Origin of the sequence: Streptomyces sp. NBC_00554, from assembly GCF_041431135.1 — a bacterium.
Classification (GTDB): domain Bacteria; phylum Actinomycetota; class Actinomycetes; order Streptomycetales; family Streptomycetaceae; genus Streptomyces.
The window spans coordinates 6,986,103-7,012,633 of record NZ_CP107799.1; the positions used below are offsets into that span (position 1 = coordinate 6,986,103).

A 26,531-nucleotide genomic window follows, 5' to 3' on the forward strand; every position below is an offset into this window, starting at 1 on the left:
GGAACGACGGCCGGATTGACGGCCAGAACGACGGGACGGACCCCATGCGCACGCTCATCCTGCTGGCTCTCGCGGGCCTCGGGGCCCAGCTGGTCGACGGCAGCCTGGGCATGGCCTACGGCGTGACCTCGACCACCCTGCTGCTCGCCATGGGCACCAACCCGGCACTGGCCTCGGCCACGGTCCACCTCTCCGAGATCGGCACCACGCTGATGTCGGGCGCCTCGCACTGGCGCTTCGGCAACGTGGACTGGAAGGTCGTCGCCAAGATCGGCGTACCGGGCGCGGTCGGCTCCTTCCTGGGCGCGACGGTCCTCTCCAAGCTCTCCACCGAGGTCGCAGAGCCCGCGATGTCCCTGATCCTGTTCGGCCTCGGCCTGTACGTCATGTCCCGCTTCACCTTCCGCGGCATGCCCAAGGGCAACCTCGGCAAGCCGCTGCGCAAGCGGTTCCTCGCGCCGCTCGGCCTGGTCGCCGGGTTCCTGGACGCGACGGGCGGAGGCGGCTGGGGCCCGGTCGGTACGCCCGCGCTGCTTGCCAGCGGCCGGATGGAGCCGCGCAAGGTGATCGGCTCGATCGACACCAGCGAGTTCCTGGTGGCGGTCGCCGCGAGTCTCGGGTTCCTGTTCTCGCTCGGCTCCCAGGGCCTCAACTGGGGCTGGGTCCTCGCCTTCCTGCTCGGCGGCCTGGTCGCCGCACCCGTCGCCGCCTGGCTGGTCCGTCTCGTACCGCCGCGCGTACTCGGCTCCGCGGTCGGCGGCATCATCATCGTCACCAACGTCCGTACGCTCCTGAAGAGCGACTGGATCGGCGCGTCCGGAGCGGTCAGCACCCCCGTGTACGTACTGCTCTACGCGCTGTGGGCTGCCGCCCTGACGTACTCGATCCGCGCCTACCGTCAGGAGAAGGCGGCGGAGGCGGAGCTTGTCGAGGAGCGGCAGCCCGTCGCGGTTTAGCCGGCCGTACCGGTCAGCTGTCGACGCCGACCGTGAGGGTCGCCGTGTACCCGTCCGACACGCTCGACCCGAGCGCCGTCAGGGTCAGCAGCCCGGAGGACGCGCCGCCGTCGTCGTAGATGGAGTCGTTGGAGAGCAGGGTCTCCTGGGTGGTGTTCGCCGAGTACGGCGAGGTCGCCTGGATCTCCGTGTTGATGTCCTCGTCGAAGAACAGCTGACCGGTGTGGATGACCTCGCCGCCGGTGTACGAGTCGTCGGTGAGCGTCACGTCCGTGTGCACACGCATATGGACGTGGACGGCGCGCGAGATGTAGTGGCCGGGCCAGATCGAGGTGATGTTGACCTGGCCGTCCGCGTCGGTGATCTGCCCGCCGCGCAGGAAGGTGCCGTTGTCCTCCTCCTCGTGACCGTTGCCGCCGACGAACCCGGAGTACTCGCCGAGCGAGTCGCAGTGCCAGAGCTCGACGAGCGCACCGGCCAGCGGGGCGCAGTCGTCCGCGACATCGACGACCGTCAAGGTGTACCGGACCTCGAAGCCCTCCTTGTCCTCACGGATGTCCTCGCGGACGAGAGCACCGTCGAGGGAGTACGGACCTTCGGTGACCTCGGCGTTGAGGGTGCAGACGGTGGTGGTGGCGGAGGTGGACGCGGATGCGGAGGCCGACGCGGAGGTGGACTTGGTGGGCTTCGGCTTGCTCTTCTTGGCGGACGTCGGGTCGGCCGAGGCGATACCCGCGACCGCGAGTCCGCCCACGACGGCGACGGTGCCACCGCCGATCAGGACGCGCCGACGCTGGACGCTCTTGTCACGGCGGTGGGCCCCGGCGCCGGGGGTGTTGCCGTGCTGCTCAGGTTGCTCATGTCGAGCTGGGGTCTCAGTCATGGACATGGAAGGTAGGGGCGCAGCTGAGGAACTCCTTGATGTGCGCCTGTGAATGCGCTGGGAATCTAAGCCACAACTGACCCTTTTTGAGCGGGAGTTGGGGCAGGTGCCACACGACTGGCAGATCTGTCCCAGCAGCGGGTCGGGAAAAGCCTGGTCGTGCAGTCTGCCGCTGGGACGAATCTGCCAGTCGTGTGGCTGTCGGGGTGGGGAGGACGGATCAGCTCGATTCGATGCCGAGGGTGAGGGTGCCGGTGTAGCCGGAGGTGGGGGAGGTGCCCAGGGCTGTCAGGGTGAGGAGGCCGGAGGCGGCGCCTCCTTCGTCGTAGATGCTGTCCTGTGCGAGGGTGGTGCGGGTGACTGTGTTGGCCGAGTACGGGGAGAGTCTGCCGACCGCCGCGGTGATCGTCTCGCTGAAGAAGAGCTGGCCGGTGTGGAGTTCCTGGCCGCCCGTGAACGAGCCGTCGGAGGTGAGAGTGACTCCGGTGTGCACCTTGACGTGGATGTGGACGCAGCGGCCCCGGTACCAGCCGGGGTAGATGCTCGTGATCCTCGCCACGCCGTCCGTGCCCGTCAGGACACCGCCGCGCAGGAACGTGCCGTTGTCGGGCTCGTTGTGGCCGTTGCCGCCGACGAATCCGGAGTACTCGCCGAGGTGGTCGCAGTGCCAGATCTCGACGAGCGCCTTGTTCAGCGGCGCGCAGGTGTCGTCGTCGACGACGGTGAGGGTGAGTTCGAGGGGGAATCCCGCCTTGTCCTCGCTGATGTCGGCGCGTACGTAGGCGCCGTCCAGGTAGTACGGGCCCTCGGTCATCTCCTTGGTGAGGGTGCAGACGGCCGCCGCGGCGGCGGGAGTCGTGGCCGCCGTGCCGGCTGTGGGGGCTTCAGGGGCTGCGGCAGCCACAGCCAGCGTTGCGACTGTGGCACCCGTCGCGATCAGCACGGTGCGGCGCCCGAGGGGGGTTGATTCTGAAGTGTCTGTCATGAGCACGTCACCGTAGGGACGGAAGCTGTCGGCGGGCTGTGCGTTCGGAAAAGTGACGGATCGTCAAGTGGAGAGTGAGACAAGGAAGTTGATGGAATGTTGAACGAAGAGGGGAGGGGGTGTCGCTGCTCAGCGTGCCGCCTTCGCGATCGATGTCAGGATCGCCTGCGGATCGCCGGCAGGTGTGACCGCCGCGCCGATCTGCGTCCTGATCGCCGTCGAGACGGCCGACCAGTTGGTCTCGGAGAGCGGATAGAGGTCCATGTTCCCCAGCGTGTCCAGGCCGTTCCAGAGGCTGCGGTAACGGGTGTCCGCGCGCATGGCGGCGCTGACCGACGCGGTGACGGGGAGCAGTTGGTACTCGGAGGCCTGCTGGGTGACGTACTCGTCGCTGTACAGGAAGTCGAGGAAGCGGCCGGTCTGCTCGCGGTGTCCGGCCTGCTTGAAGGCGATGGTCCAGTCCGCGGTGCCCATGGTCGGCTCGGTCTGCCCGGTGCGGCTCGGCAGCGGAACCGTGCCGTAGGGCACGCTCAGCGACGAGTCCTCGATCTGCCGGATAAGGGAGAGCGGGGCGTTGACCATCGCGGCCTCGCCGTCGACGAACGCGTCCAGGGCCTCGGTGCGGTTCAGCCTGCCCGGCTGGACGGGGCCGGTGAGCCCCGCGCCGACCAGGTCCGACCTGAGCCACTCCAGCGTCGAGACGTTGGCGTCGGAGGTGAGGGTGTAGGCGCCGCCCTGGGTGTAGCCGCCGTCCCCGGCCAGCAGCCACGTCAGCGTCTCCGCCTCCGCCTCCTCGGGGCCGAGGGGCACCGCGATCGGGTACTTCACGCCCCAGTCCTTCAACACCTCTGCTGCGGCGACGAGTTCGTCCCAGGTGGTGGGCGGTTCGAGGTCCGCCCGGGCGAACAGGTCCTTGTTGTAGTAGAGCAGCCGGGTGCTCGCGGTGAACGGCAGGCCGTACTGGGTGCGTTGCAGCTGGCCCGCCTCGGCGAGGCTCGGCGCGAAACTGCCCTGGACCGCGATCGAGAGCAGTTCGTCGGCCGAGTAGAGCAGGCCCTCCGCCGCGTACTCGGCGTAGCTGCCGGTCTGTACGACGTCCGGTGCCCTGCCCTGCTTCACCAGCTCGGCGACCTTCGCGTCGACGGTGTCGGCGGGGTACACCTTCGCCTCCACATGGATGTCCGGGTTGGCGGCCTCGAAGTCGAGCGCCACCCGGTCCCAGTAGCCCTGCGAGTTCTTGTGGACGCTGTCGCCGTAGTTGGTCGCGATGACGGTGAGGGTGGTGGCCCCCGCTTCCGTCCCCGCGCTGCCGCCACAGCCGCCCGCGCCTGCCAGAAGGGCCAGCGCGGCCGCCGTCGTCACCATGGTCCGGGCTCTGCGGTGCATGGTCGCCACCCCTGTTTCGGCCGCCGTTGACGCGCGTAGACGAAGCGCGTCGATCGTAGGCCGGACAGTAGGCGGCGCACAGGGCCCCGGCGGTTGCGTTCTGGTTCCGGGTGTGTGACGCATGTGGCCTGAAATCACAGGCGGGTGAAGGGAGTTGGGTGGGCGACGGGGCGTTGACGCGTAAGCGCTTCGATTCTGCGGTGCCGGGCTGAAGCCGCCGACCCGGATCAGGCGGCAGGGGGAGGGGCTGCGTCCCTCCCCCTGCCTGGCTAGCCGGCCTGGGTGTACATCGCTCCCGCCGCGGGCCAGCCCATGGCCTGCGGCGCGGACTGCTGCGGTTCCGGCTGGGTCCGGCCGCGGACCTGGGCGGCGGTGAGTCCGCTGGGGTGGGCGCCGCCCTGCGTACCCGTCTGGGGGGCGGGGGCCTGTACGGCAGCGGCCATGCCGGGCATGCCGGTCTGGGTGTAGGCGGGCAGGCCGGCGGCCGGGACCGGGGCGTACCCGGGCATCGGGGCGGGCTGCTGGGGCGGCAACATGGCGGCCGGTGCCGCGACGGGGGCCAGGCCCGGCATGACCCCGGGGTTCTGCGCGGGGGCGGGGCCCGGCCAGGCGCCGGTCTGTGCGTTCTGGATGCTCGGCATCGCCTGTGCCTGCGCCGCGAGACCCGGCATGCCGGCCCCGTTCGTGGCGCCGATCAGACGATCCACCGCCGCCGTACCCGAGCTGTAGCTGGTCCCTGTGCCCATCTCGGGTACGGCGGCTCCCCTCCTGGTCCCGTAGAGCACCTGTTCCAGGCCGGACACCAGGCGACGCACGTCCACCTGGGGGCGCACCACGAGTCTCAGGAAGCGGCTGGAGGAGCCGATCTTGTTGCCGCACTCGCGGACCAGGATGCGGTGCTCGGTGAGCAGCCGGTCCCGGACCACGGTGCCTTCGGCGCCCACGGGAAGGCGTACGAAGAGGAAGTTGCCCTGCGACGGATAGACCGTCAGGCCGGGCAGATGAGCGAGCTGCTGGGCCATGTCGAGCCGGTCGCGGCGGACCATGTGCAGGCTCTGCATGTACTCCTGGCCGTGGTTCTTGAGCATGAACACCACGGTCTCCGCGAAGGAGTTGAGGTTCCACTTGGGCAGCATGGAGCGGACCCGGCCGGCCAGCGACGGGTTGGCGACCATGTAGCCGAAGCGGATGCCGTGCAGACCGAAGTTCTTGCCGAGGCTGCGCAGCACGACGACGTTGGGGCGCATCACGGCGTCCTCGACGACACTCGGCTCGTGCTCCGCGTCGGCGAACTCCAGGAACGACTCGTCGATCACGATCAGGTCCAGGTCCGCCATCGCGTCCATGAACTGGACGAGCGACTGGCGGGGTATGAAGCCGCCGTCGGGGTTGTTCGGGTTGCAGATGACGGCGACCCGGGTGCCACGGGCGCGGATGAACTCCGCGTACTTGGCGAGGTCCAGGGCGAAGCCGCTGGACTCCTGCAGCGGGAACATGTCGACCCGCTTGCCGGTCTCCATCGGCTGGTCGGTCCAGCGGCCGAAGGTGGGGACGGGTATCGCGAGGGACTCCCGGACCAGCAAGTGGTCGATCCAGGTGATGAGTTCGGTCGAGCCGTTGCCCATCGCGACGCACTGCGGCGGGAGTTGGAGGAGGTTGCAGAGCTCGGACGTGATGGTGTCGGCGCTGCTCGGGTAGTACGTGATGATCTCGCGGAGCCGGCCCGCCAGGTCGTCGAACATGGCGGGCGTCGGGAAGTACGGGTTGCACGGGATACAGAAGTCGACCGGACCGGCCCCTTCGCCGCTCTCACGGGTGAGCGCTGCCATCGAGGGGCTGTGCGCTGCCGTGCCGCGGAACAGCGAGGTGACGTTGTCGGCCATGGAACCTCCGTAGGGGGCGGGCCCGCTGGGGAGGACGGGCCCTCCGGCTTTGGGTGGCCCGCGCGGGGGAGCGCGGGCCGCCCTTAGATACGGATACGGAGGGGGCGCTGTTCAACTCGTGTGAATTTCGTAAGAGTTAGTGATCTCAGGCAACCGAAGCGGCCGGAAACCCCTCAGGCCCCTCTGCGCCCTCAGCTGCCGAACGTGTGCACCGTCGTCGTCCGGTACGTCTGTCCGGGCCGCAGCACGGTCGACGGGAACGACGCCTGGTTGGGGGAGTCCGGGAAGTGCTGGGTCTCCAGGCACAGCGCGTCGCCCTGCCGGTAGATGTGCCCGCCGGGGCCGACCAGCGTGCCGTCCAGGAAGTTGCCGGAGTAGAACTGCAGGCCCGGCTCGGTGGTGGCGATCTTCAGGGTACGGCCGGAGGAGGGGTCGCGCAGCGTCGCGACGTGCTCGGGCTTCGCCGTGATCCCCTTGTCCAGGGCCCAGTTGTGGTCGATGCCCTTGCCGTAGAGGAGCTGCTGGTTGGCGACCCGGATGTCCTCGCCGACCGTCTTCGTGCGCCGGAAGTCGAAGGGGGTGCCCGCGACCTTCGCCAGCTCGCCGGTGGGGATCAGCCCCGAGTCGACGGGTGTGTAGCGGGCGGCGGCGATCTTCAGCTCGTGGTCGTAGATCGAGCCGCTGCCCTCGCCGGCCAGGTTCCAGTAGACGTGGCTGGTGAGGTTGACGACGGTCGCCTTGTCGGTGGTGGCCTCGTAGTCGAGGCGCCAGTCGCCGTGCTTGGTGAGGGTGTACGTCACCTTCGTCTTGAGCGTGCCGGGGTAGCCCATCTCGCCGTCGACGCTCGTGTAGTACAGGTACAGGCCGACGTCGGAGCCCTTGGTGAAGGGCTCGATGTCCCAGACGTGCTTGTCGAAGCCCTTGATGCCGCCGTGCAGGCTGTTGGCCCCGTCGTTGACGGAGAGCTGGTAGCTCTTGCCGTCGAGGCTGAACTGCCCCTTGGCTATGCGGTTCCCGTAGCGGCCGATCAGTGCGCCGAAGTACGGGGTCTTGGCGACGTAGTCCTCGATGTTGTCGAAGCCGAGCGACACGTTCTTGTACTTGCCGTGCCGGTCGGGGATCTCCAGGGACTGCACGATCCCGCCGTACGAGAGGACCTTGAGCCTCGTCCCGCCGTTGGCCAGTGACCAGCTGTAGATCTTGGTGCCGTCGGCGAGCTTGCCGAAGAGCGACTTCACCGGGGCTTTGCCTCCCGTGGCGTGTGCCGTACCGCCGAGCGCGGTGGCGGCCATTCCTGCTGCTGCGGCTCCAGCGATGACCGTACGTCTGTTCAGTTCCATGTGCGGCTCCTGCAGATGGAGGGGGCCCCGCCTTCCGGCGGGGCCCGGCTGACTTACGAACCGACCTTGCGCTTGTTCCACACGTCGAAGCCGACCGCCGCCAGCAGTACCAGGCCCTTGATGACCTGCTGCCAGTCGGTGCCGATGCCGACGAGGTTCATGCCGTTGTTCAGCACGCCCAGGACGAGACCACCGATGATCGCGCCGAGGACCGTGCCCACGCCGCCGCTCATTGACGCGCCGCCGATGAACGAGGCGGCGATCGCTTCGAGTTCGAAGTTCAGGCCCGCCTTGGGCGAGGCCGCGTTGAAGCGGGCTGCGAAGACCAGACCCGCCAGGGCCGCGAGCATGCCCATGTTCAGGAAGACCAGGAAGGTGACCTTCTTGTCCTTCACGCCCGACAGCTTGGCCGCGGGGAGGTTGCCGCCGATGGCGTAGACGTGGCGGCCGATGACTCCGTTGCGCATGACATAGCCGAAGCCGACCAGGAGCACGCCCAGGATGAGGAGTACGACGGGGGCGCCCTTGTAGCTGGCCAGGAGCATGGTGAAGGTCAGGACGGCCGCGGTGAGCGCTGCCAGCTTCACCGCGAACAGCTTGGCCGGCAGCACCTCGAGCGAGTACTCCGACTGCCGCTTGCGGTCGCGTATCTCCTGGAGGATCACCACGCCGACCAGTGCGAAACCGAGCAGCAGTGTGAGGTTGTGGTAGTTGGTGTCCGGTCCGATCTCGGGCAGGAAGCCGTTGGCGGTCTTCTGCAGGCCCTCCGGGAACGGGCCGAGTGTCTGGCCCTCGAGGAAGACCTCGGTCAGACCGCGGAAGATCAGCATGCCTGCGAGGGTCACGATGAACGACGGCATGCCGGCATAGGCGATCAGGAACCCTTGTGCCGCGCCCGCGGCGGCACCCATGGCCAGGCACAGCAGGACCGCGAGCGGCCAGGGCACATCGTTCCTGACCATCAGTACCGCTGCCACACCGCCGATGAACGCGGTGATCGAGCCGACCGACAGGTCGATGTGGCCCGCGATGATGACGATCATCATGCCGATCGCCAGGATCAGGATGTAGCTGTTCTGCAGCACCAGGTTGGAGACGTTGCGCGGCAGCAGGAGGTCGCCGTCGGTCCACACCGCGAACAGGGCCACGATCACGCCGAGGGCTATCAGCATGCCGTACTGGCGCATGTTGCGGCGCATGCCGTCCAGCAGCAGCCGCAAGAGGCCGTCGGCGGCGGCCGATCCGCTCTTCCCCGGCGGCGCGGGGGCCGGCGTCTTGGCGGTCACATCCGTGCTCATCGCGTTACCTCTTTGTCCTTCGTCATCTGACGCATCAGGGATTCCTGCGAGGCCTCCGCCCGCGAGAACTCACCTGTCAGCCGCCCTGCGGCCATGGTGTAGATGCGGTCGCACATGCCGAGCAGTTCCGGCAGCTCGGAGGAGATGAAAACGACCGCCTTGCCCTCGGCGGCCAGCTTGTCGATGACCGTGTAGATCTCGAACTTGGCGCCCACGTCGATGCCGCGCGTCGGTTCGTCCATGATCAGCACGTCCGGACCCGTGAAGATCCACTTGCTGAGGACGACCTTCTGCTGGTTGCCGCCGGACAGCCTGCCCACCCGCTCGAAGACGTTGGGCGCCTTGATGTTCATGGACTTGCGGAAGCTCTCGGCGACCTTGCGTTCCTCGTGGCCGTCGACGACGCCCCGCTTGGACACCTTGTTCAGCGCGCTGAGCGAGATGTTGCGGCCGACGGTGTCGTCGAGGTTGAGCCCGTAGTGCTTGCGGTCCTCTGTGACGTACGCGATGCCGTGCTTGACCGCCTGGGAGACGGTCTTCGTACGGATCTCCTCGCCGTCCTTGAGGACCGTGCCGCCCGCGTACCGGCCGTACGTCCGCCCGAAGACGCTCATCGCGAGTTCGGTGCGGCCGGCGCCCATGAGGCCCGCGATACCGACGATCTCCCCGCGCCGCACATTTATCGACACATCGTCAACAACCTTGCGCTGCTGGTCGATCGGGTGGTGGACGGTCCAGTTGCGGATCTCCAGGGCCGGTGCCGCGCCCGCCACCGCGTCGTGCGGGGTGCGCTCGGGGAAGCGGTGGTCGAGGTCCCGGCCGATCATCCCGTTGATGATCCGCTCCTCGGTGGTCTCCGCGGCCTTCACATCGAGGGTCTCGATGGTCCGGCCGTCCCGGAGGATCGTCACCGAGTCGGCGACCTTGCGGATCTCGTTGAGCTTGTGCGAGATGATGATGGAGGTGATGCCCTGTTCCTTCAACTCCAGGATCAGGTCGATGAGTTTGCCGCTGTCCTCGTCGTTCAGCGCGGCCGTCGGCTCGTCCAGGACGAGCAGCTTCACCTCCTTCGACAACGCCTTCGCGATCTCCACGAGTTGCTGCTTGCCGACGCCGATGTCGGCCACCCGGGTCTGCGGGTGGTCCTCGAGACCGACCCGGCGCATCAGCCGGGTCGCGTGCTTCAGCGTCTCGTTCCAGCTGATGACGCCACCGCTGGCCTGCTCGTTGCCGAGGAAGATGTTCTCCGCGATGGACATGTACGGCACCAGGGCCAGTTCCTGGTGGATGATCACGATGCCGTGGTGCTCACTGGCCCTGATGTCCTTGAACTCGCAGGCCTCACCCTCGAAGAGGATGTCCCCCTCGTAACTCCCGTGCGGGTGGACGCCGGAGAGGACCTTCATCAAGGTCGACTTGCCGGCGCCGTTCTCCCCGCAGATGGCATGGACCTCGCCCTGACGGACGGTCAGTGTGACGTCCGACAGCGCCTTGACGCCGGGAAAGGTCTTGACGATCGAGCGCATTTCCAGGACGGGTCCCGCCATGGTCGTGCCTTCCAATCCCTAGAGTGCGGCGGTTACTTGAGGTCGCTTTCCTTGATGTAGCCCGAGTCGACGACGACCTTCTGGTAGTTCGCCTTGTCCACGCTCACCGGCACCAGCAGGTACGCGGGGACGACCTTCGAGCCGTTGTCGTAGGTCTTGGTGTCGTTGGTCTCCGGCGTCTTGCCGGTGAGTGCCGCGTCGACCATGTTCGAGGCCACCTTGGCGAGTTCACGGGTGTCCTTGTAGACGGTCATCGACTGCTCGTCCGCGATGATCGACTTCACCGAGGCGACCTCGGCGTCCTGGCCGGTGACGATCGGCAGCGGCTTGCTCGCGGAGCCGTAGTCGTCCGACTTCAGCGAGGAGAGGATGCCGATGGAGATGCCGTCGTACGGCGAGAGCACCGCGTCGACCCGCTCGGTCTTGTAGGCCGCGGTCAGGATGTCGTCCATGCGCTTCTGCGCGGTGCCGCCGTCCCAGCGCAGCGTGGTGACCTGCGTCAGGTTGGTCTGGCCCGACTGGACGACGAGCTGCTTCTTGTCGATGTACGGCTGCAGGACGTTCATCGCGCCCTGGAAGAAGTACTTCGTGTTGTTGTCGTCGTTCGAGCCCGCGAACAGCTCGATGTTGAACGGCCCCTTCTTGCTGCCGTCCGCGAGGCCCAGCTTCTCCAGGATGTAGTTGCCCTGGAGCTCGCCGACCTTCTCGTTGTCGAACGACGCGTAGTAGTCGACGTTCTTCGTGCCGAGGATCAGGCGGTCGTACGAGATCACGGGGATCTTCGCGTCGGCGGCCTGCTGGAGCACGTTGTTCATCGACTTGTTGTCGATGGCCGCGATGATCAGGGCCTTCACGCCCTGCGTGATCAGGTTCTCGATCTGGGAGACCTGCTGGTCCGGGTCGTCCTCGCCGTAGACCAACTGGGTCTTGTAGCCCTTGGACTCCAGGTCCTTGACCACGTTGTTGCCGTCCGCGATCCAGCGCTCGGAGGACTTGGTCGGCATCGCGATGCCGATGGTGCCGCCCTTGGCACTGTCCGCGGTCGCGTCACTGCCACCCTCGCTGTCCTGACCGCAGGCGGTGAGGGTGAGCGCGAGGGAGGCGGCTCCGGCTATGGCGGCGAGTGCTGCTCTGCGGTTTCGCATGATCATCATCCTTGATGTCGTGGGACCAGACTCGGTCTCGCGATGCGGGGACGCTCCGAAGGGCGGTTGCGAGAGAAGACCGAGGAGAGGTGTGTGGGATTGTGTGCGGCTGCGTCGTCTTTTGTGAAGCGGTTGGCCCGGAACGTTATGAGGGCGTTTCGAACCGCTGCAGCGCGCCCGGCAGCCGTGAACCGAGCGGCGCCATGTCGCCGTCCGCTCCGTGCCGCGCGAGCAGGTCCAGGGCGAGCCGGCCGCGCCGCACTCTTTCCCTGGCCGTGTGGAGGGTCAGGTCCCGCAGATGGTGCCCGTACGGGTAGATCCCGGGCGCCTTGGACAGGCCGAACTTCAGATAGATCGGTGCGCCGCGCCGGATCAGCTCGGCGACCTCGTACATCCGCACGTACCCGCCGAGGTCGTCGGGGGCCTCGATGTACATGTCCATGGGGGCGGCGGAAACCCGCCGGATCTCGGTGAGGTGATCGAGCGTCAGATCACTCGGCACGTTGAGGGAGTCCGCGCCGAGATGCTCGTACACGGCGTACGAGGCCGGGTTGACCGGACCAACGAGCGCCGAGAGCTTGAGAGTTGTGTCGGCCGGGATGATCCCGGCCACCCGCGCCCGGTGCAGCGTCCAGAGCACGCCCTCGTCGGCGACGAGCAGGCACTTGACGCCCAACTCCGTTGCCCGGACGGCGTCTTCGACACATCCGGCGACCGCGTCGTGACCGCGGGCACGCAGCCCGCCGCCGCGCGAGTCGGTGCGCACCGAGCCGCCGATGTCCCAGGTGCCGCGCGGCCCGGTGAACAGGCAGAGCTCGATGTCGTGTTCGTCGGTCGCCTCGACCATCTCGGTGATCTCGGAGTCGGTCAGCATCCAGACGCCGCTGCCCTGACTGATCCGGTGGATCGGCACATCGAGCCGCGAGGCCTCCTTGAGGACCACGGCAAGCGCCTCGGGCCCCTCCACGGAGGGAACCTCGGTGCGCCAGCGGCCGCCTCCCGGGAAGGCGTGCGGCGAGGCGTCGGCGGGGGAGAGGGCGGGCGCGCCCAGGCCGAGCGCGGCGAGCGCCTGCTCACCGGGTCGACGGGCTGCCGTTGGCGGGGCGTCGGTCACAAGCTGTCCTTCGCGTTCGATGACTGGTGCGTCCGATATCTCGAACGCGGTTCGTGTCGGTGGGTGTACGCCGGTACGGAGTGGTCAGGCACCCCGTACCGGCGTACTGCTAGGGGCGCCGAAGGACCCGGTTCATGGGCGGAGGACGACCTGGTTCATGGACGCAGAAGGACCTTTCCGACCTTGGGATCGCCGGACCCCACCAGCTCGATGGCCTGTGGGAACTCGGCGAGCGGCAGCTCGTGCGTGACCAGCGGCAACGGGTTCAGCAGTCCGGCGCCGAACACCCGCACCGTGTGCGCCCAGGCATCCGGCGGCGCCCCGAACACGGTGTGCACCTCCAGCTGCCGTACGACGAGATCGGTGGGGTCGAGACCCTCCGCACCCGGCGCCGGGATACCCGTGAGGACCAGGCGTCCGCCGCGCCTGAGCAGGGAGGCGGCGGTGCGCGCGGCGGACGCGGACCCGGCGGTCTCGACGACCACGTCGAAATCGTCGGGCAGTTCCTGGTCCCTGGTACGGAAGTCGGTGGCGCCGAACGTCCTGGACAGCTCCGCGCGGTCGGGGCGGGTGCCGACGACCAGCAGCTCGGCCGGCGAGCCCGCCTTGAGGAACTGCACGGCGAACATCCCGAGCGTCCCCGTGCCCACGACCGCGACCCGCTCGCCGGGAAGGGCGTTCGCCTTGAGCGCGGCGGCCGCGATGCAGGCGGCCGGCTCGAGGAGGGCCGCCGCCGTCAGGTCGGCGTCCTCGGGCAGGACATGGAGAAGACGGGCGGGGAGGGTGAGAGTGGCGGCCATCGCGCCCGGCTGGGTGAAGCCGGTCTCCTCGTACCCCGCGGTGCACAGCGTGGTCTCGCCCGCGTGGCAGCGGTCGCAGACCTGGCAGTTGCGGAAACCCTCGCCGACGACCTTCCGCCCCACGAGAGTCGCGGGCACCCCGGCCCCGACAGCCTCCACCGTCCCGGACCATTCGTGGCCGGGAGTGAGGGGGTAACGGACGTACCCCTCGGGCCTGTTGCCCTGATAGACCTCGCGGTCGCTGCCGCAGATACCTACCGCGTGCACGCGCACGAGGGCCTCGCCGGCCTCCGGCTGCCTGGGCTCGTGACCGGTCAGCCGGTGCTCGCCCGGCGCCTCGATGACGACCGCCGTACTCACTGCGCACCCTTCGGCTTGCGCTGCTCCCAGCCGTCCGCCCACAGGTCGAACCTGGCCTGCTGCTGCGGGAACTCGGCCGCCGCGTCGACGTCCAGCTCGACACCGAGACCGGGCTCGTGGGACAGCTCGAAGTAGCCGTCGACGACCTGCGGGGCGCCCTTCACGACCTTCTTGATGTCCGCGTCCGCGAAGTCGTTGAAGTGCTCGAGGATCTTGAAGTTCGGGGAGGTGAAGCCGACCTGGAGGGAGGCGGCGGTCAGGACCGGGCCGCCGACGTTGTGCGGCGCGACGAGGACGTAGTGGGCCTCGGCGGTGGCGGCCAGCTTCCGCGTCTCCCAGATGCCACCGATATGACCCACGTCGGGCTGGATGATGTCGACGGCCTGGCTCTCGAAGAGCTCGCGGAACTCGATGCGGTCGTGGATGCGCTCACCGGTGGCGACCGGGATGTCCACCTTGGCCGCGACCTTCTCCAGGGCCTTGAGGTTCTCAGGCGGGACCGGCTCCTCGAGCCAGGCGGGCTTGAAGGGCGCGAGCTCGTGGGCGAGGCGGATGGCGGTGGAGGGGGAGAACCGGCCGTGCATCTCCAGCATCAGCTCGGCCTCGGGCCCGATCGCGTCGCGCACGGCCTCGATGAGGGAGACGGCGTACAGGCTCTGCTCGTGGTCGAGCTCGAAGTGCCCGGTTCCGAAGGGGTCGATCTTGAGGGCCTTGTACCCGCGTGCGACGACCTCCTGCGCGGCCTTGTGGTAGGCCTCCGGGGTCCGCTCGGTGGTGTACCAGCCGTTGGCGTACGCCTTGACCTTGTCGGTGACCTTGCCGCCGAGCAGCTGCCAGACGGGAACGCCGAGCGCCTTGCCCTTGATGTCCCAGCAGGCCATCTCGATGACGGCGATACCCGACATCACGATCTCGCCGGCCCGCCCGTAGTCGCCGTACTTCATCCGGCGGACGAGGTCCTCGACAGCGAACGGGTCGGAACCGAGAATGTGGTTGGCCTGCGCCTCCCGCAGATACCCGATCAGCGCGTCGGTGTGGCCCAGCATGCGGGTCTCGCCGACTCCGGTGACACCTTCGTCGGTGTGCACCTGGACGTAGGTCAGGTTCCGCCAGGGTGTCCCGACCACGTGTGTGCTGATTCCCGTGATGCGCACGGCAGTTGCCCCCTGTGCTCTTCGGCTCTGTTCGAAATTTCGTCACACGTTCGAAATGCTGGCGTGACAGTAAGGATTCGGCCCCGGGGGTGTCAATGGGTCGAACACATAACGGTTTCGACGCGATGGGTGCGGGATGGCGGGGAATGGTCGGGGGTGTCCTCAACTCGGCACGCCGGAACGGGTGGTTCACTACACAACTTTCACAGCTGTGACTATGAACGTTACCTGTGGGGAATCTAGTCTTCCGGCGTCATGGACTACTGCCACCCGTGCCGCAGGCACCTCAATGGCGCTCTCGCATGCCCGGGGTGCGGCACACCAGTCGAAAAAGTTCGCGAGCATGCGGACGCGGTCGAGCCGCGCCCGGAGGCGGACGATGTCGAGGACTCGTGCGAGGGCGACGACGTACGTCCCAGCGGGCGTGGACGGCGTCGGGGCGCTGCCGCGGGTGGGGGCAGCCGGCGGGACCGGAAGGCCGCCGCGCACCGGCGGCGGCGGCGCGGGGCGCTGATAGCCGGGGCGGGGCTGCTGCTCGCCGCGGGTGGGCTGAGCCTTGCCGAGCTCGGTATAGAGGGGCCCGGGGCCACTCCGCAGGCCGCCACGGCTGACGAGTCCGCCGACGGGGGTGCCAGTCCGGCCGAGACCGCCGTGCCGATCGACGACACGGAGGGCTCCACCGGCACCTCCGCCTCCGGCTCGCCGTCCGCGTCCGACTCGGCCTCACCGTCCGCCTCCGCGTCGCCCTCCGCCTCCGCGTCGCCCTCGGAGTCCACCTCCACCGGCACGGCCCCGGACGCCACGACCTCGGCCCCGAAACCGTCCCGCCCCGCCGCGACATCCGAGGCCCCGACAACCGACCCGACCTCGGCGGACCCGACCGCGGACCCGTCGCCTTCGGAGACGTGCAGCCAGTTCTTGTGGTGGTGCACGTAGGGGGTTTGTTTCGCCCCCTCCGCCCCTACCCGTCCCGTACCTGGGGGCTGCCGCCCCCAGACCCCCGCAACGCGCTGACGCGCTCGTCCTCAAACGCCGGACGGGCTGACACCGGGCGTAGCCCGGAAGCATGGGACGGGTAGGGGCGGAGGGGGCGAAAAACCACCCCCCAGCCCCCTACGCGGCGAGCATCCGCTGCAACAACCCCCGCAAGGAAACCCGCTCCTCCCGCGACAGCCCCGCCAACGGCTCCCGAGCAAACCGCAGCGACTCCCGCAGCCCCCGGGCAACCAGCCGCCCCTCCTCCGTGCAGGCCGCCAGCTTGACCCGACGATCGGTCGGATCCGGCCGCCGCTCCACCAGCCCCCGCGCCTCCAGCCGATCCACGATCCCGGTGACATTCGACGGCTCGCACTTCAGCTTCTGCGCGAGCCGCCGCATCGGCAGCGGCTCAAGCGACAGCAGGCTCAGCAGTCGCGCCTGCGCCCCCGTGAGCGCATGCTCGGCGGCAGCGTCCTCGTACTCCTCGTGGTACCGCGCCACCACCGTGCCGATGAGGTCGACCACCTCAAGCGTCAGGGGGTCGATTCGGGGTGTCTTCTGCGTGGCCATGCGCTCCAGGCTACCTCGTTACTTGACATCATGAAATATTCAGGAGCATGGTTGTTTCAGGTACTGAAGTATCTGAACCACCAGAACCACTAGAGCCACCCGAACCACCAGAGCCGCAGACAGCAACCCGCAGGAAAGGCACCCCCTCATGACCGAGACCCCCCAGCTCCCCGCCGTCAGCCGCGAATGGCACCTGGTCAGCCGCCCGGTAGGGGTGCCGAAGCCGGAGGACTTCGCCCTGGTCGAGGCCGAGGTCAAGCAGCCGGGTGAGGGTCAGGTACTCGTGCGGAACAAGTACCTCTCCGTGGACCCGTACATGCGCGGCCGCATGAGCGACGCCAAGTCGTACGTCGCCCCCTTCGAGCTGGGCAAGGTCATGCAGGGCGGTGCGGTCGGCGAGGTCGTCGCCTCCAACGCCGAGGGCATCGAGGTCGGCGACCACGTGCTGCACTTCTTCGGCTGGCGCGAGTTCGCCGTGGTGGACGCCAAGCAGGCCGTCAAGGTGGACCCGCAGGCGGCGCCGCTGAGCACGTACCTCGGCGTCCTCGGCATGACCGGCCTCACCGCGTACGCGGGTCTCCTGCGCACCGCCTCCTTCAAGGAGGGCGACTCGGTGTTCGTGTCGGGCGCCGCGGGCGCGGTCGGCAGCCAGGTCGGCCAGATCGCCAAGCTCAAGGGTGCGTCGAGGGTGATCGGGTCCGCCGGCTCCGACGAGAAGGTCAAGCTGCTTGTCGAGGAGTACGGCTTCGATGCCGCCTTCAACTACAAGAACGGCCCGGTGAACGCGCAGCTGCGCGAGGCTGCCCCCGACGGCGTCGACGTCTACTTCGACAACGTCGGCGGTGACCACCTGGAGGCGGCCATCGGCCGGCTCAACCGGGACGGCCGCATCGCCATCTGCGGCGCGATCTCCGTCTACAACAGCACCGAGCCCGTCCCCGGCCCGAAGAACCTCGCCCGCCTGATCCAGACCCGCGGCCGCATCGAGGGCTTCCTCGTCGGCGACCACTACGACATGCAGGCGCAGTTCGTCCAGGAGGTCGGCCCCTGGGTCGCCTCGGGCGCGCTCAAGTACCGCGAGACGGTCGCCGAGGGCATCGAGAACAACCTGGAGGCGTTCTTCGGCGTCCTGCGCGGCGACAACACCGGAAAGATGATCGTCAAGCTCTGAGGCCGTCAGGGGTTCTGCTGGACTTCCGGCATACGGTAACTTCTTTCCGAAGTCGTCGCGATCGTGGGCGCGAGTCGCGGCGGACCTAGGAGGAACGCACCGTATGTCCATCCAGCAGACCGACGTCCTGTACACCGCCGTCGCCACCGCCGAGAACGGCCGCGACGGCCGAGTAGCCACCGATGACGGCAAGGTCGACGTCGTCGTCAATCCGCCCAAGGAGATGGGAGGCAGCGGCGCCGGTACCAACCCGGAGCAGCTGTTCGCCGCCGGGTACAGCGCCTGCTTCCAGGGCGCTCTCGGAGTCGTCGCCCGTCAGGAGAAGGCCGACATCTCCGGCTCGACCGTCACCGCGAAGGTCGGCATAGGCAAGAACGAGGACGGGTTCGGGCTCATCGTCGAGATCTCCGCCGCCATCCCGAACGTGGATGCGGCGACGGCCACGGCGCTGCTCGAGAAGGCCCACCAGGTCTGCCCGTACTCGAAGGCGACTCGCGGCAACATCACCGTGACGCTCGTCTGACAGCAGTCGTTGCACATGGCGGAGGCGGCACCCCAAGGACGTGGGGTGCCGCCTCTGTCGTAGCGACCTGCTAGTGCGCGAGTGCCAGCAACGCCCGTGCCACCTGCGGGAATTCACCCTTCGGGTGGTCGCGGAAGAGCGGTTCCGTGCCGAAGAGGACCGCGTGCGGGCCGCTCACGACGGAGGCCTGGCCCGCGGCAGCCGTGGGCCCCGCCGTACCGTCGGCCAGCGGGCGCCAGTGCCCGGAGACCAGCGGATTGCCCGTCCCGTACGACTGCTCCACGCGGACCCCGGGACCGAGATCGGTGAACCAGAGCGGGGCGTAGACGAAGCTGTGGTCCGGGGCGCCTGTGGTGAGCGCGCCCGAATTCGCCACCCGTACAACGCCGTTGGCGTCCCCGTCGCCCGCCACCGGCTGCACGGCGAGCAGCCCTGTGGCGGCGTTGAGGGCCGCGCCGGTGGCTCCGCGGCCCACCAGGCCATGGGCGTTGAGGAAGGCGCCGAGAGCGGCCCGTGCGGCCGTGTTGAGGCCTGCGTGGTTGAGCCCCGACGAGGCGAACAGCACATCCGCGCCGGACCAGTCGAAGCCCGCGTTGAGGATGGCCGTCGACACCGGGACCACGTCGAAGTTCATCTCGCGCAGCGCGAACAGCTCGCCCGGGGTCACCGCGGCGGCGACCCGGGTGAGGCGCAGGGGAGTGCCGCCGGTCACCTTCGTCGCGTCGAAGGCGACGTCGTACTCACGGGCCAGGACGACGGCCTTCGCCCGCGCCGAGCCCGGCACGATCGCGCTGCCGTCCGCGGCCTGCCGTACCGAAACCCCCTGCTTCAGAAGGGAGTTGAGGGCCGCGATCTCCTGCGGGTCGTCGAGGCGGAGCCGCAGATCGCCGCGCGGGGCGACGTACCCGACGTCCGTGGCCGCGCCGACCGCGCGCAGCGGGACGGCCGACAGACTGCCGCTCCGTACCGGCGTGACCGTCGCGCCCCACAGCCGGCCCAGACTCCAGCCCGAGATGTCGTACATGACCGACACCTTGTCGCTGATGTCCGTCCCGTCCGCCAGCATCACATTGGCCATCCCGCGTTTGGCCTGGCGCAGGTCGACGACGTACGAACCCTTCGCGTACGACCGTCCCGCGAGCCGGAAGCCACCGGTCGCGCGGCTGACGCGGACGTCGTTGGCGAGGAGGTGGTCGACCAGACGGGCGGCGGCCGTCGCGGAGCGCTGCGTGGCGCCTGCCGGGATGACGTACGCGCGCGGGAATTCGGTCGTGTAGACGTCCTCGGGGCCGATGCCCGGGACGCCGGGGACCGTCTCTGCGGAGACCGGCACCTGCGCGGCTCCGGTCACGCCACGCCGGAAGACCTCGATCTGGTCGGCGATGAGCGAAGTCCGGTGCGTCTGCGCGAAGTTGAGGGTGGCGCGCATGGCCGCGCCCGCGACATCGACGTTGATCGCGGAGCGCCGCTTCAGCTCGGCGACCGGCAGCGAGTCGTAGGCGGCGTTGTTCACCTGCATCGGGATCTCGACGGTGTGCGCGGCGACCGTGCCGTGGAACGCCGCGTACTGCGGCGTGAAGATCGGCGGCCAGTCGTCCCAGCCCTCCTCCTGGTCGCGGAAGGGGATCTGGGCCGGGTCCACGCCGTCCTTCGCGGGCGTGTAGCCGAGGCCGTTGACGGCGGCCTCCATGCCCAGCGCGTTGGCGTAGGTGTTCTTGAGGAAGAGGTCGTACTCGTAGTTCTCGCCGTGCGGCGGGGTCGTCGGCTCGATCAGCGTTCCGTTGACGTAGCCGTGCAGGTCGACCATGACCGCGGGCTGCTTGTCGATACCGATCTGCCGCATCGCGCGCGCCTCGGGCTGCGAGGCGGTGATGAAGTCCCGGTTCAGGTCGAAGCCGTTGGCGTTGGCGCGGGTGCCCGCGATACGGCCGTCCGGGTTCGCGGTGATGTTGAAGTACAGGCGGCTGTGGGCGAGAAGGTCGGCGGTCTTGGTGTCCTTGGCCGTCGCGAGCTGCTCGATGAGCCCGAGGGCGGCGTCCGTGCCCTCCCACTCGTTGCCGTGGATGTTGTTGTTGAAGAAGACGGGCGTCTTGTACGTCTTCTTCACGGCCGGGTCCTTGGCCGCCGCCTGCGGAGCGTTCTCGATGAGCTCGCGCATCCGGTCCTGGGCGCGCGTCTCACGGCTGGACTCGGGCGCGGTGACGGTGACGAGGTAGAGACGGTGGCCGCCGGCCGATTCGCCCGCGACCTCCACACTCACGCGATTGCCGAGCTCCTGAAGGGCGTTCAGCTTCGGGGCGATCGCGTGGTACGGGGTGAGGCCGAGCTTGATGGACTTGTCGGCGGGGTTCTCCGGGTCCGGGGTGAGGACCTGCTCACGCGGATAGCCGGCGGTGGAGCCGGAGAGGTCGGTGACGGGGGTGGCGAGGGCGTTGAGGGCGGCGCTCGCGGAGTTCCTGGCGGCGCTGCTCCCTTGGCCGTTCTCCTGGCCGGATCCCTCCCGGACAGGCGGTTTGCGGTCCGCGGTGGCGCTCTGCGGGGTGAGCAGGAGCGAGCCGGTAGCCAGGGCGATGACGGTCGCGGTCAGGACGGGTCTCGGTAGGCGCACGCGTCGTACCTCCTGAGGATTCATGAGGATTCCTGAGATCGGTTCAGGGTCGGGTCGGTCGGATCGGTACGGCGAGGTGTACCCGTTCGACTCTCCCGCAACAAGAGGGCGTTGCTGTCACGTACGTCGTCACGCACGCTGTTACTGATGCCGTCAGGTCCGCCGTCACGGATGCCCCGGATGGCGCATGTCCGGTGGGTCGGAGGGGGCATCCTGAGTGCGACGGCCGAGCGGTACGCGTAACGAGGAGGGCCCCTCCATGTCCCCGATTCCGTCGCTCCCCAGCAGGGAGGACGTGCTGCGCATGGCACGCAGCACGACCGACATCACCGGCCAACTCCTCGACACGGCAGGGAACATCACCAGAATCGCGGTCAACACCCTTGATCCCCGGGACGGTTCCGGCGCGGAGGCGCTGCGCGTCCTGCGCGAGACGACGGCCGAGCTGGCCGAGGCGAGCGCGTCGCCGCAGGCGCAGGAAGCCTTCTACCGGATCGTGGACACCCTGACCCGGCTCGGCACCAGCGGGGCACCGCTGGCGGCACACCCCGTGAGCGAACCCGCGCAGGTGCTCCTCTCCGCGCTCGGCGACAGCCTGCTGCCGGTCCTCGACGCGGTGGCACCCGCGGTGGAGGAGGCGGCCGACGCCCTTGCCGAACTGGTCGACGCCGGCTCGCCGTTGCTGCCCGCGGCGGCCGGGATCACCGCGGGCGTACTCCTCGCACTGGCTCCGGTGATCCGGGCCGCCGCGGACGTCCTGCGCGACACATCCCCCGAACTCCGCCGCATCGCCGACGCGTTGACGGCCGCGCTGGCACCACTCCTCCCGCTCCAGGTTGCTCTCGCGGAACGGGCCGCCGCGGTGGGGGCGGGGATCGTACGCGCCTCCCTGCCACCCCTGGCCGACCTCACGGAGGCCGCCGCGACCGCGACGAAGGCGGCCCGCCCACTCCTCATCGCCACCGAGGAGTTCCTCGTCTCCGGCCTGGAACACCTTCAGCCGCTCCTCCTGGGCACGGCTTCACGGGCCGGGCGCGTGGCCCGCTCGGCAGCGGTTCGCGTGTCGGCGGCGGTGTCGCCTGCGGCGGAGCGGGGGGTGGTGGTGGCGGTGACGCCGGTGTGATTCGCTGCCGCTTCAGGGGTTGTTGTGGCGCAGATCTGCCCGCCGTGGAGTGCTCTCGCTGTGCCCATGACAGACTCGGCGATCTGTCAGCCACGCTTGAGGAGGCCCCCTGCCATGCGCCACTTGGCCACCGTGGCGGCCGGTATCGCGGCCGTCGTCCTGCTCACGGGCTGTGGCGCCGGGGATGACGGGAAAGCACCCGCATCGACGTCGAAGAGTGGAGCATCGGCCACGCCGGACTCCGATGGTTCATTCGAAGTCGAGGCGGCGCTCAAGAACGCCGATCCAGCGCCTTACTCGGCCGAGATGACCACGGAAACCTATACGGGCTCCACGCTGACGGTCGTGATGGCCGGCCGGATGAATTTCAACGGATCAGCACCTACGGGCAAACTGACCATGACGTCCTCCGACAGCGTCCCGGAGGACCAGGCGTTCAACGCGGAGACGATCCTGCTGGAGGACGCCACCTACACGCGGACACTCGATGACGACGGAGCAGCTGGGGAGTGGCAGCGCACGGAACTGGACTCCTCAAGCGCGGGCGTAGCTGACTACAGCGCTTACGCGCAGCTGCTCTTGGACCTCGGACCGGAGGCCCGAAAAGGTCCGGAGGAGATGGCCGGAACCCCGGCACACCGACTTTCCGGGAAGCTCACCCAGAACCAGATCCGAACAGTGGACCGTCGGCTGTACGACAAGATGCGCGCCACAGGCACCGAGGAGTTCGCCTGCGACGTATGGGTCAACGAATCCGGCCGAGTCGTGCGCTTCGAGCAGTGGCTCGAGGTGTCCGGCAACTCGGCGCACAACGTCGTGACGCTCAAGAATTTCAGCGACCCGGTGGCTGTGGCCGCGCCTGAGTAGCTCCAGCTCAACCATCGCGCCTTGTAGAGATGGCATTTGGCATCCGACATCAGCGGCTGACACCAACAGCAGGTTCGGACAACGAACCTGCCGGGGGCGATCGTGCCGCGGGCTGGTGGTGGGCATGGGTAATTGAGTCATTACCGGCGTATTGCGGCGTGCCTAATCTCCTGGCAGCCGTACCAGCCGGCGACTGACACAGCACCGCCTCAACGCCGAAGCACACCAACGACCCTCACCACAGCCCACCGGCATCGCATCCAGACGACCCGTCAGCGAATAGACCCCTGCGGCTCACCCGTCCCCGGCGGGCTCAAGATGTCCGTGTCAGACACTCCCGTTCCGGCGTGCCCCGAAGGGCGCGTGACAGCACAGGCAGAGCGTCACTCGCCGCCCTCCGGGCGCGGTGGCGCCACCCGCTCGGCGTCGAGGGTGACGCGGCCGGAGGCGGCGAGGAGCGCGAGGAGTGCGAGCAGGGCCAGCAGGATGACGACCAGTAGCAGGATGGTCAGGACTGTCGGGTGGTTCCAGAGTGCGAAGACCAGGGCGACGATCAGCAGGGCGGCCAGGGCGATCCAGTGGCGGTGGGCCTGGGTCCAGGTGCCCACCCGGCCGGTGCGGACCTGGTGGCCGTAGGCCCACTGCGCTGTGGAGTCCGCGGCGCGCTCGGATGTGCCGCGGACGGCGCGTGGCAGCCGTCCGGGGCCGATCAGGTAGGCGCCCAGCGCGATGATCACGCCGAGGACGATCGCCGTGCGCAGGCTGACCTTCAGGAAGTGCAGCAGGGTGTCGAAGATGGCTGCCGCGGCGGCCTCCGACTGCACCTGGGGCGGGAGGTGGTCCAGGTAGTAGCGGCGGGCGATGACCAGGCCGATGGCCACGACCAGGCAGGCGAAGGCCGCGCCGAGGGCGGTACGGGCCAGGGCCCGGCGGCGCCGGTGGGCCAGCAGCACACCGGCCGCGCCGATCAGCACGACGAGCACGGGGAACCAGTTCCCGATCACGTCCAGCAGATGGGCACCGTCGCGGATCTTCTTCAGCTGGTCCGATTGGAAGAGCACCATCTGCTTGTCGACGTCGGGGATCTTGGCGGCCGGCGACAGGCCGGCGTCCACGAGCGCTTCCTTGACCTGGTCGACGGCTTCGCCGACGTCGAGGGTGACTGTTCCGCCGTTCACGCCCACGGCTCCTCGGCCCTCGCCGGTGAGCGCGTGCACGACCGCGGAGTGGGCCTCCCGGTTGGCGTTCGTCCAGATCCGCTCGAAGCGGTCGCTCTCCACGAAGCGTGTGGCCACCTTCTCCACCGTGTCGTTGACCACGGAGTCGAGCTGCGGGCCCAGACCCTTCACGGCGTTCGCTGCCCGCGGCGGTAGTCCCTGCGACTGCAGCCAGGCGGCGATGTCCGCAGCGGCCTGGCTGCCGTTCACCCGCACGTCGGCGGCTTGGGTAATGCGGTTGACCGCCGCGGCCTCGATCGCCGGATCCGAGGCCAGCGGCGAGACCGTCGCCACGTACCGGTCGGTGTCCAGAGCGATGCCGTGCACCCACACCGTGAGCAGTGCGATCGGCACCAGGATGCAGGTGAGGACGATGAGTACTGCCGAGGCGATCTTCTGCGTGATCCGCGCGGCCGCCGAGCCGTGCTTGTGTCCACTTCCGGCCGCGTCACCCGCGTCCCCCTCGGGGGCGGCATCGGGCTCGGACGAATTGTGCGGGGTGGTCATGGAGGGCTCCCGGGGGATTGGCCTCCCTCCATTCCCGCCGCTTTACGGCGAGACGGCACGCCCAGGTGGGCCGTACGGGCAGGAGGTGGCCAACCACCCCGGCGCGTGACCCCGCAGTGCGGGCCGCGGTCCGTGCCGGTCGCACGCCGCGTGCGCGCACTGTGTCACCGCGATGGCCGTGACGGCTCCGGGTGAACGCACGCGTCGGCGAGGGCGTCCGCTCTCAGCCTTGAGCCTCGATCTCGGCATCGGCGACGGCGATGACGATGCCGAGTGCCTTGGCGATGTTGCCCGCCGCTGTCATGACGCGGGCGGTGCCCACGATGGGCGCGATGGCGACCAGGACGTCCTGCAACTGTTCGGCGGTGAGACCGGCCTTGAGAGCGGGGTCGATATGGGCCGCGTAGGAGATCGGCGGGGCGTCCGAGGCGGCGAGCGCCGCGATGCGCGTGAGTATGAGCATGTCCGGGGCCAGCCCGCATCGCTCGATCGAGTCGACCGTCATGGCGGCGAGGGTGTCCAGGACAGGGGTTTCAGATGCAGTGGACATGTCGCATGCCCTCCTGGTGAGTTCCGAGCCCGAGAGAGCTACGAGGCGGAGAGAACCGGGTTCCGCGAACGCGAAGCTCCCTACAACCCTAGAACCCCGCTGCCGGTCGGGCACCCCGAGGTGCGGTGTGATCCCGGTGGGCCGAGATTGGAACAGCGGCTTCGTGATCTGGGCGCTGTGCACCGCTCCCAGTCCCTCGGAGCGATGAAACGGGGGACAGCCTCGAGGCGCGGCCCGACACCAGGTCGCTTCCGGATCGGAGACACCCATGAAGGACTTCAAGTTCGAGCAGAAGCGCTCGCTGTCACGCCTTGAGGCGGCCGACCAGCTCACGGCACTCGCAGCCGCGCTGCGGAAAGGCGAGGATGCAGAACTGGAACTCGGCCCGGCAACTCTGAGCCTGCGGATCCCCGACGACCTTCGCAGTGAGATCGAGGTCGAGATCGGCGATGGGGAGATCGAGTTGGAGATCGAACTCAAGTGGCCGACGGCGCCGACCCGGACAGAGCCGTCACGGACGGCGGCACGCACGGAGAAGGCCACAACGCGAAAGAGCGTGCCCGCAAAGCCGAGGCGCACCGGTACGGGCGCCAAAGGAAGCAAAAGCGCGAAGCGGTCCGCTACGAAGACGTCCTGAGTCGCGCCGAGAGCCGAGAGTTGCGCCGAGGGCCGAGCGCCTCGGGCCGGCAGACCACACAGGGTCCGTCAGGCAGCCGACGAACCCCATGAACCATCGACGCTAAAGTTTCCCCATGCGTGACTTCGGGGTGGGCTTCAACTACTTGCTACAGGGCCAGCGATGGGTGGCGAGGCACGGGAAACAGTACGGATTCGGTCTGCTCCCGGGGCTGATCACCCTCGTGCTGTACGCGGCGGCCCTCGTCGCCCTTGCGATATACGGCGACGACTTCATCACCTGGTCGACCCCGTTCGCGGACGACTGGACCAGCCCCTGGCAGGGCCTCTTCCGCGGCTTCCTCACCGCCGTACTGTTCGCCCTCGCCCTCCTGCTCTCCGTCGTCACCTTTACAGCGGTCACCCTCCTCATCGGCCAGCCCTTCTACGAGAACCTCTCGGAGAAGGTCGACCGTGACGTCTCCCCGGACGGCACGGCCCCCGAGTCGGGCCTGCCGCTGTGGCGGGAGCTGTGGATCTCGGCCCGCGACAGCCTCCGTATCGTCGCCAGGGCTGCCCTGTGGGGCGTGCTGCTCTTCGCGCTCGGCTTCATCCCGTTCGTCGGCCAGACGGCGGTCCCGGTGATCGGCTTCTTCGTCACCGGCTTCTTCCTGACGGAGGAACTGGCGGGGGTGGCCCTGCAGCGCCGCCGAGTCGAGCTCCGCGACCGCCTCACCCTGCTCCGCTCCCGCAAGACCCTGATCTGGGGCTTCGGCACCCCCCTCGCGGTCTCGTTCCTGGTCCCCTTCGTCGCCGTCTTCCTGATGCCCGGCGCGGTCGCGGGCGCCACACTGATGGCCCGCGACCTGCTGGGCGAGGAGACTACGGACGGCGACCGGGACAGGAACGGCGCGGACGACCAGGAACCTGCGTCCGCGGGCTGACCGGCGT

The 26,531-nt window shown here is 68.7% G+C and carries 23 protein-coding genes; 8 read left to right on the forward strand and 15 right to left on the reverse strand.

The features are described 5' to 3' along the window. The first annotated feature begins 44 nt into the window (after positions 1-44). Positions 45-956 (forward strand): sulfite exporter TauE/SafE family protein, encoded by a 912-nt coding sequence (locus tag OG266_RS30795; protein WP_266463112.1) that lies wholly within the window; start codon positions 45-47, stop codon positions 954-956. Positions 957-969: 13 nt separating this feature from the next. Here the strand turns inward: OG266_RS30795 and OG266_RS30800 are convergent, their stop codons facing one another. The 11 genes from OG266_RS30800 to OG266_RS30850 form a co-directional block, all read right to left on the reverse strand. Further along, on the reverse strand, positions 970-1,839 hold the full coding sequence (locus OG266_RS30800; protein WP_371549583.1) for an intradiol ring-cleavage dioxygenase: 870 nt from the start codon (positions 1,837-1,839) through the stop codon (positions 970-972). Between the two features lie 220 nt (positions 1,840-2,059). Further along, positions 2,060-2,824, reverse strand: a complete 765-nt coding sequence (locus OG266_RS30805) for an intradiol ring-cleavage dioxygenase (RefSeq protein WP_371549585.1) — start codon at positions 2,822-2,824, stop codon at positions 2,060-2,062. A 129-nt stretch (positions 2,825-2,953) separates the two neighbouring features. Further along, on the reverse strand, positions 2,954-4,210 hold the full coding sequence (locus tag OG266_RS30810; protein ID WP_371549587.1) for an extracellular solute-binding protein: 1,257 nt from the start codon (positions 4,208-4,210) through the stop codon (positions 2,954-2,956). Between the two features lie 269 nt (positions 4,211-4,479). After that, positions 4,480-6,093, reverse strand: a complete 1,614-nt coding sequence (locus OG266_RS30815) for a histidinol-phosphate transaminase (RefSeq protein ID WP_266463123.1) — start codon at positions 6,091-6,093, stop codon at positions 4,480-4,482. Positions 6,094-6,284: 191 nt separating this feature from the next. Next, positions 6,285-7,433, reverse strand: a complete 1,149-nt coding sequence (locus OG266_RS30820) for an aldose epimerase family protein (protein ID WP_266463126.1) — start codon at positions 7,431-7,433, stop codon at positions 6,285-6,287. A gap of 53 nt (positions 7,434-7,486) precedes the next feature. Further along, on the reverse strand, positions 7,487-8,731 hold the full coding sequence (mmsB, locus tag OG266_RS30825) for a multiple monosaccharide ABC transporter permease (RefSeq protein ID WP_266463129.1): 1,245 nt from the start codon (positions 8,729-8,731) through the stop codon (positions 7,487-7,489). Continuing rightward, complete coding sequence (mmsA, locus tag OG266_RS30830) at positions 8,728-10,278, reverse strand: multiple monosaccharide ABC transporter ATP-binding protein (protein WP_266463132.1); 1,551 nt, start codon at positions 10,276-10,278, stop codon at positions 8,728-8,730. Before mmsA ends, mmsB begins: the two co-directional genes overlap by 4 nt. Positions 10,279-10,310: 32 nt before the next feature. Next, complete coding sequence (gene chvE, locus OG266_RS30835; RefSeq protein WP_266463135.1) at positions 10,311-11,423, reverse strand: multiple monosaccharide ABC transporter substrate-binding protein; 1,113 nt, start codon at positions 11,421-11,423, stop codon at positions 10,311-10,313. Between the two features lie 145 nt (positions 11,424-11,568). Continuing rightward, positions 11,569-12,537: a hypothetical protein gene (locus OG266_RS30840; RefSeq protein ID WP_371549590.1), complete on the reverse strand. Its 969-nt coding sequence runs from the start codon at positions 12,535-12,537 to the stop codon at positions 11,569-11,571. A 155-nt stretch (positions 12,538-12,692) separates the two neighbouring features. After that, on the reverse strand, positions 12,693-13,697 hold the full coding sequence (locus OG266_RS30845) for a zinc-binding dehydrogenase (RefSeq protein WP_371549592.1): 1,005 nt from the start codon (positions 13,695-13,697) through the stop codon (positions 12,693-12,695). Beyond that, the gene (locus tag OG266_RS30850) at positions 13,694-14,851 is read right to left on the reverse strand and encodes a mandelate racemase/muconate lactonizing enzyme family protein (RefSeq protein WP_266463144.1); all 1,158 of its coding nucleotides are present in this window, start codon (positions 14,849-14,851) and stop codon (positions 13,694-13,696) included. Before OG266_RS30850 ends, OG266_RS30845 begins: the two co-directional genes overlap by 4 nt. A 255-nt stretch (positions 14,852-15,106) precedes the next feature. Between OG266_RS30850 and OG266_RS30855 the strand changes: the two genes are divergently transcribed. After that, complete coding sequence (locus OG266_RS30855; protein WP_371549594.1) at positions 15,107-15,787, forward strand: hypothetical protein; 681 nt, start codon at positions 15,107-15,109, stop codon at positions 15,785-15,787. 177 nt (positions 15,788-15,964) lie between these two features. Here the strand turns inward: OG266_RS30855 and OG266_RS30860 are convergent, their stop codons facing one another. After that, entirely contained in the window at positions 15,965-16,399 is a 435-nt protein-coding gene (locus OG266_RS30860) for a MarR family winged helix-turn-helix transcriptional regulator (protein WP_371549596.1), read from the reverse strand. Between the two features lie 148 nt (positions 16,400-16,547). Here OG266_RS30860 and OG266_RS30865 point away from each other — a divergent pair, with 148 nt between their 5' ends. Together OG266_RS30865 and OG266_RS30870 are read left to right on the forward strand one after the other, a co-directional pair. Further along, positions 16,548-17,570 (forward strand): NADP-dependent oxidoreductase, encoded by a 1,023-nt coding sequence (locus OG266_RS30865; protein WP_371549597.1) that lies wholly within the window; start codon positions 16,548-16,550, stop codon positions 17,568-17,570. 103 nt (positions 17,571-17,673) lie between these two features. Next, positions 17,674-18,093, forward strand: coding sequence for an organic hydroperoxide resistance protein (locus OG266_RS30870; protein ID WP_266463156.1), 420 nt, complete (start codon positions 17,674-17,676; stop codon positions 18,091-18,093). 70 nt (positions 18,094-18,163) lie between these two features. Here OG266_RS30870 and OG266_RS30875 read toward each other — a convergent pair whose 3' ends face one another. After that, positions 18,164-20,701, reverse strand: coding sequence for a M14 family zinc carboxypeptidase (locus tag OG266_RS30875; protein ID WP_371549600.1), 2,538 nt, complete (start codon positions 20,699-20,701; stop codon positions 18,164-18,166). Between the two features lie 259 nt (positions 20,702-20,960). On the opposite strand from OG266_RS30875, the gene OG266_RS30880 reads away from it, so the two are divergent. Together OG266_RS30880 and OG266_RS30885 are read left to right on the forward strand one after the other, a co-directional pair. Next, positions 20,961-21,824 carry a hypothetical protein gene (locus OG266_RS30880; RefSeq protein WP_371549602.1) on the forward strand — a complete coding sequence of 288 codons (864 nt, stop codon included), beginning with the start codon at positions 20,961-20,963 and terminating at the stop codon, positions 21,822-21,824. A gap of 123 nt (positions 21,825-21,947) precedes the next feature. After that, entirely contained in the window at positions 21,948-22,691 is a 744-nt protein-coding gene (locus OG266_RS30885) for a hypothetical protein (protein ID WP_371549604.1), read from the forward strand. A 383-nt stretch (positions 22,692-23,074) separates the two neighbouring features. On the opposite strand, the gene OG266_RS30890 is transcribed toward OG266_RS30885, so the two are convergent. Further along, positions 23,075-24,415, reverse strand: coding sequence for a hypothetical protein (locus tag OG266_RS30890; RefSeq protein WP_371549606.1), 1,341 nt, complete (start codon positions 24,413-24,415; stop codon positions 23,075-23,077). 223 nt (positions 24,416-24,638) lie between these two features. Then, positions 24,639-24,965, reverse strand: a complete 327-nt coding sequence (locus OG266_RS30895) for a carboxymuconolactone decarboxylase family protein (RefSeq protein WP_266463175.1) — start codon at positions 24,963-24,965, stop codon at positions 24,639-24,641. Positions 24,966-25,233: 268 nt separating this feature from the next. Between OG266_RS30895 and OG266_RS30900 the strand changes: the two genes are divergently transcribed. Next, positions 25,234-25,602, forward strand: coding sequence for an amphi-Trp domain-containing protein (locus OG266_RS30900; protein WP_371549608.1), 369 nt, complete (start codon positions 25,234-25,236; stop codon positions 25,600-25,602). A 115-nt stretch (positions 25,603-25,717) separates the two neighbouring features. Further along, on the forward strand, positions 25,718-26,524 hold the full coding sequence (locus OG266_RS30905; protein WP_329547832.1) for an EI24 domain-containing protein: 807 nt from the start codon (positions 25,718-25,720) through the stop codon (positions 26,522-26,524). Positions 26,525-26,531: the final 7 nt, after the last annotated feature.

Excerpts from the sequence above, each read along its gene's own strand:
- OG266_RS30795 (WP_266463112.1), top strand. The coding sequence starts at position 45 with ATGCGCACGCTCATCCTGCTGGCTCTCGCGGGCCTCGGGGCCCAGCTG.
- OG266_RS30800 (WP_371549583.1), bottom strand. The coding sequence starts at position 1,839 with ATGACTGAGACCCCAGCTCGACATGAGCAACCTGAGCAGCACGGCAAC.
- OG266_RS30805 (WP_371549585.1), bottom strand. The coding sequence starts at position 2,824 with ATGACAGACACTTCAGAATCAACCCCCCTCGGGCGCCGCACCGTGCTG.
- OG266_RS30810 (WP_371549587.1), bottom strand. The coding sequence starts at position 4,210 with ATGCACCGCAGAGCCCGGACCATGGTGACGACGGCGGCCGCGCTGGCC.
- OG266_RS30815 (WP_266463123.1), bottom strand. The coding sequence starts at position 6,093 with ATGGCCGACAACGTCACCTCGCTGTTCCGCGGCACGGCAGCGCACAGC.
- OG266_RS30820 (WP_266463126.1), bottom strand. The coding sequence starts at position 7,433 with ATGGAACTGAACAGACGTACGGTCATCGCTGGAGCCGCAGCAGCAGGA.
- mmsB (WP_266463129.1), bottom strand. The coding sequence starts at position 8,731 with ATGAGCACGGATGTGACCGCCAAGACGCCGGCCCCCGCGCCGCCGGGG.
- mmsA (WP_266463132.1), bottom strand. The coding sequence starts at position 10,278 with ATGGCGGGACCCGTCCTGGAAATGCGCTCGATCGTCAAGACCTTTCCC.
- chvE (WP_266463135.1), bottom strand. The coding sequence starts at position 11,423 with ATGCGAAACCGCAGAGCAGCACTCGCCGCCATAGCCGGAGCCGCCTCC.
- OG266_RS30855 (WP_371549594.1), top strand. The coding sequence starts at position 15,107 with ATGGACTACTGCCACCCGTGCCGCAGGCACCTCAATGGCGCTCTCGCA.
- OG266_RS30860 (WP_371549596.1), bottom strand. The coding sequence starts at position 16,399 with ATGGCCACGCAGAAGACACCCCGAATCGACCCCCTGACGCTTGAGGTG.
- OG266_RS30865 (WP_371549597.1), top strand. The coding sequence starts at position 16,548 with ATGACCGAGACCCCCCAGCTCCCCGCCGTCAGCCGCGAATGGCACCTG.
- OG266_RS30870 (WP_266463156.1), top strand. The coding sequence starts at position 17,674 with ATGTCCATCCAGCAGACCGACGTCCTGTACACCGCCGTCGCCACCGCC.
- OG266_RS30880 (WP_371549602.1), top strand. The coding sequence starts at position 20,961 with ATGTCCCCGATTCCGTCGCTCCCCAGCAGGGAGGACGTGCTGCGCATG.
- OG266_RS30890 (WP_371549606.1), bottom strand. The coding sequence starts at position 24,415 with ATGACCACCCCGCACAATTCGTCCGAGCCCGATGCCGCCCCCGAGGGG.
- OG266_RS30895 (WP_266463175.1), bottom strand. The coding sequence starts at position 24,965 with ATGTCCACTGCATCTGAAACCCCTGTCCTGGACACCCTCGCCGCCATG.
- OG266_RS30900 (WP_371549608.1), top strand. The coding sequence starts at position 25,234 with ATGAAGGACTTCAAGTTCGAGCAGAAGCGCTCGCTGTCACGCCTTGAG.
- OG266_RS30905 (WP_329547832.1), top strand. The coding sequence starts at position 25,718 with ATGCGTGACTTCGGGGTGGGCTTCAACTACTTGCTACAGGGCCAGCGA.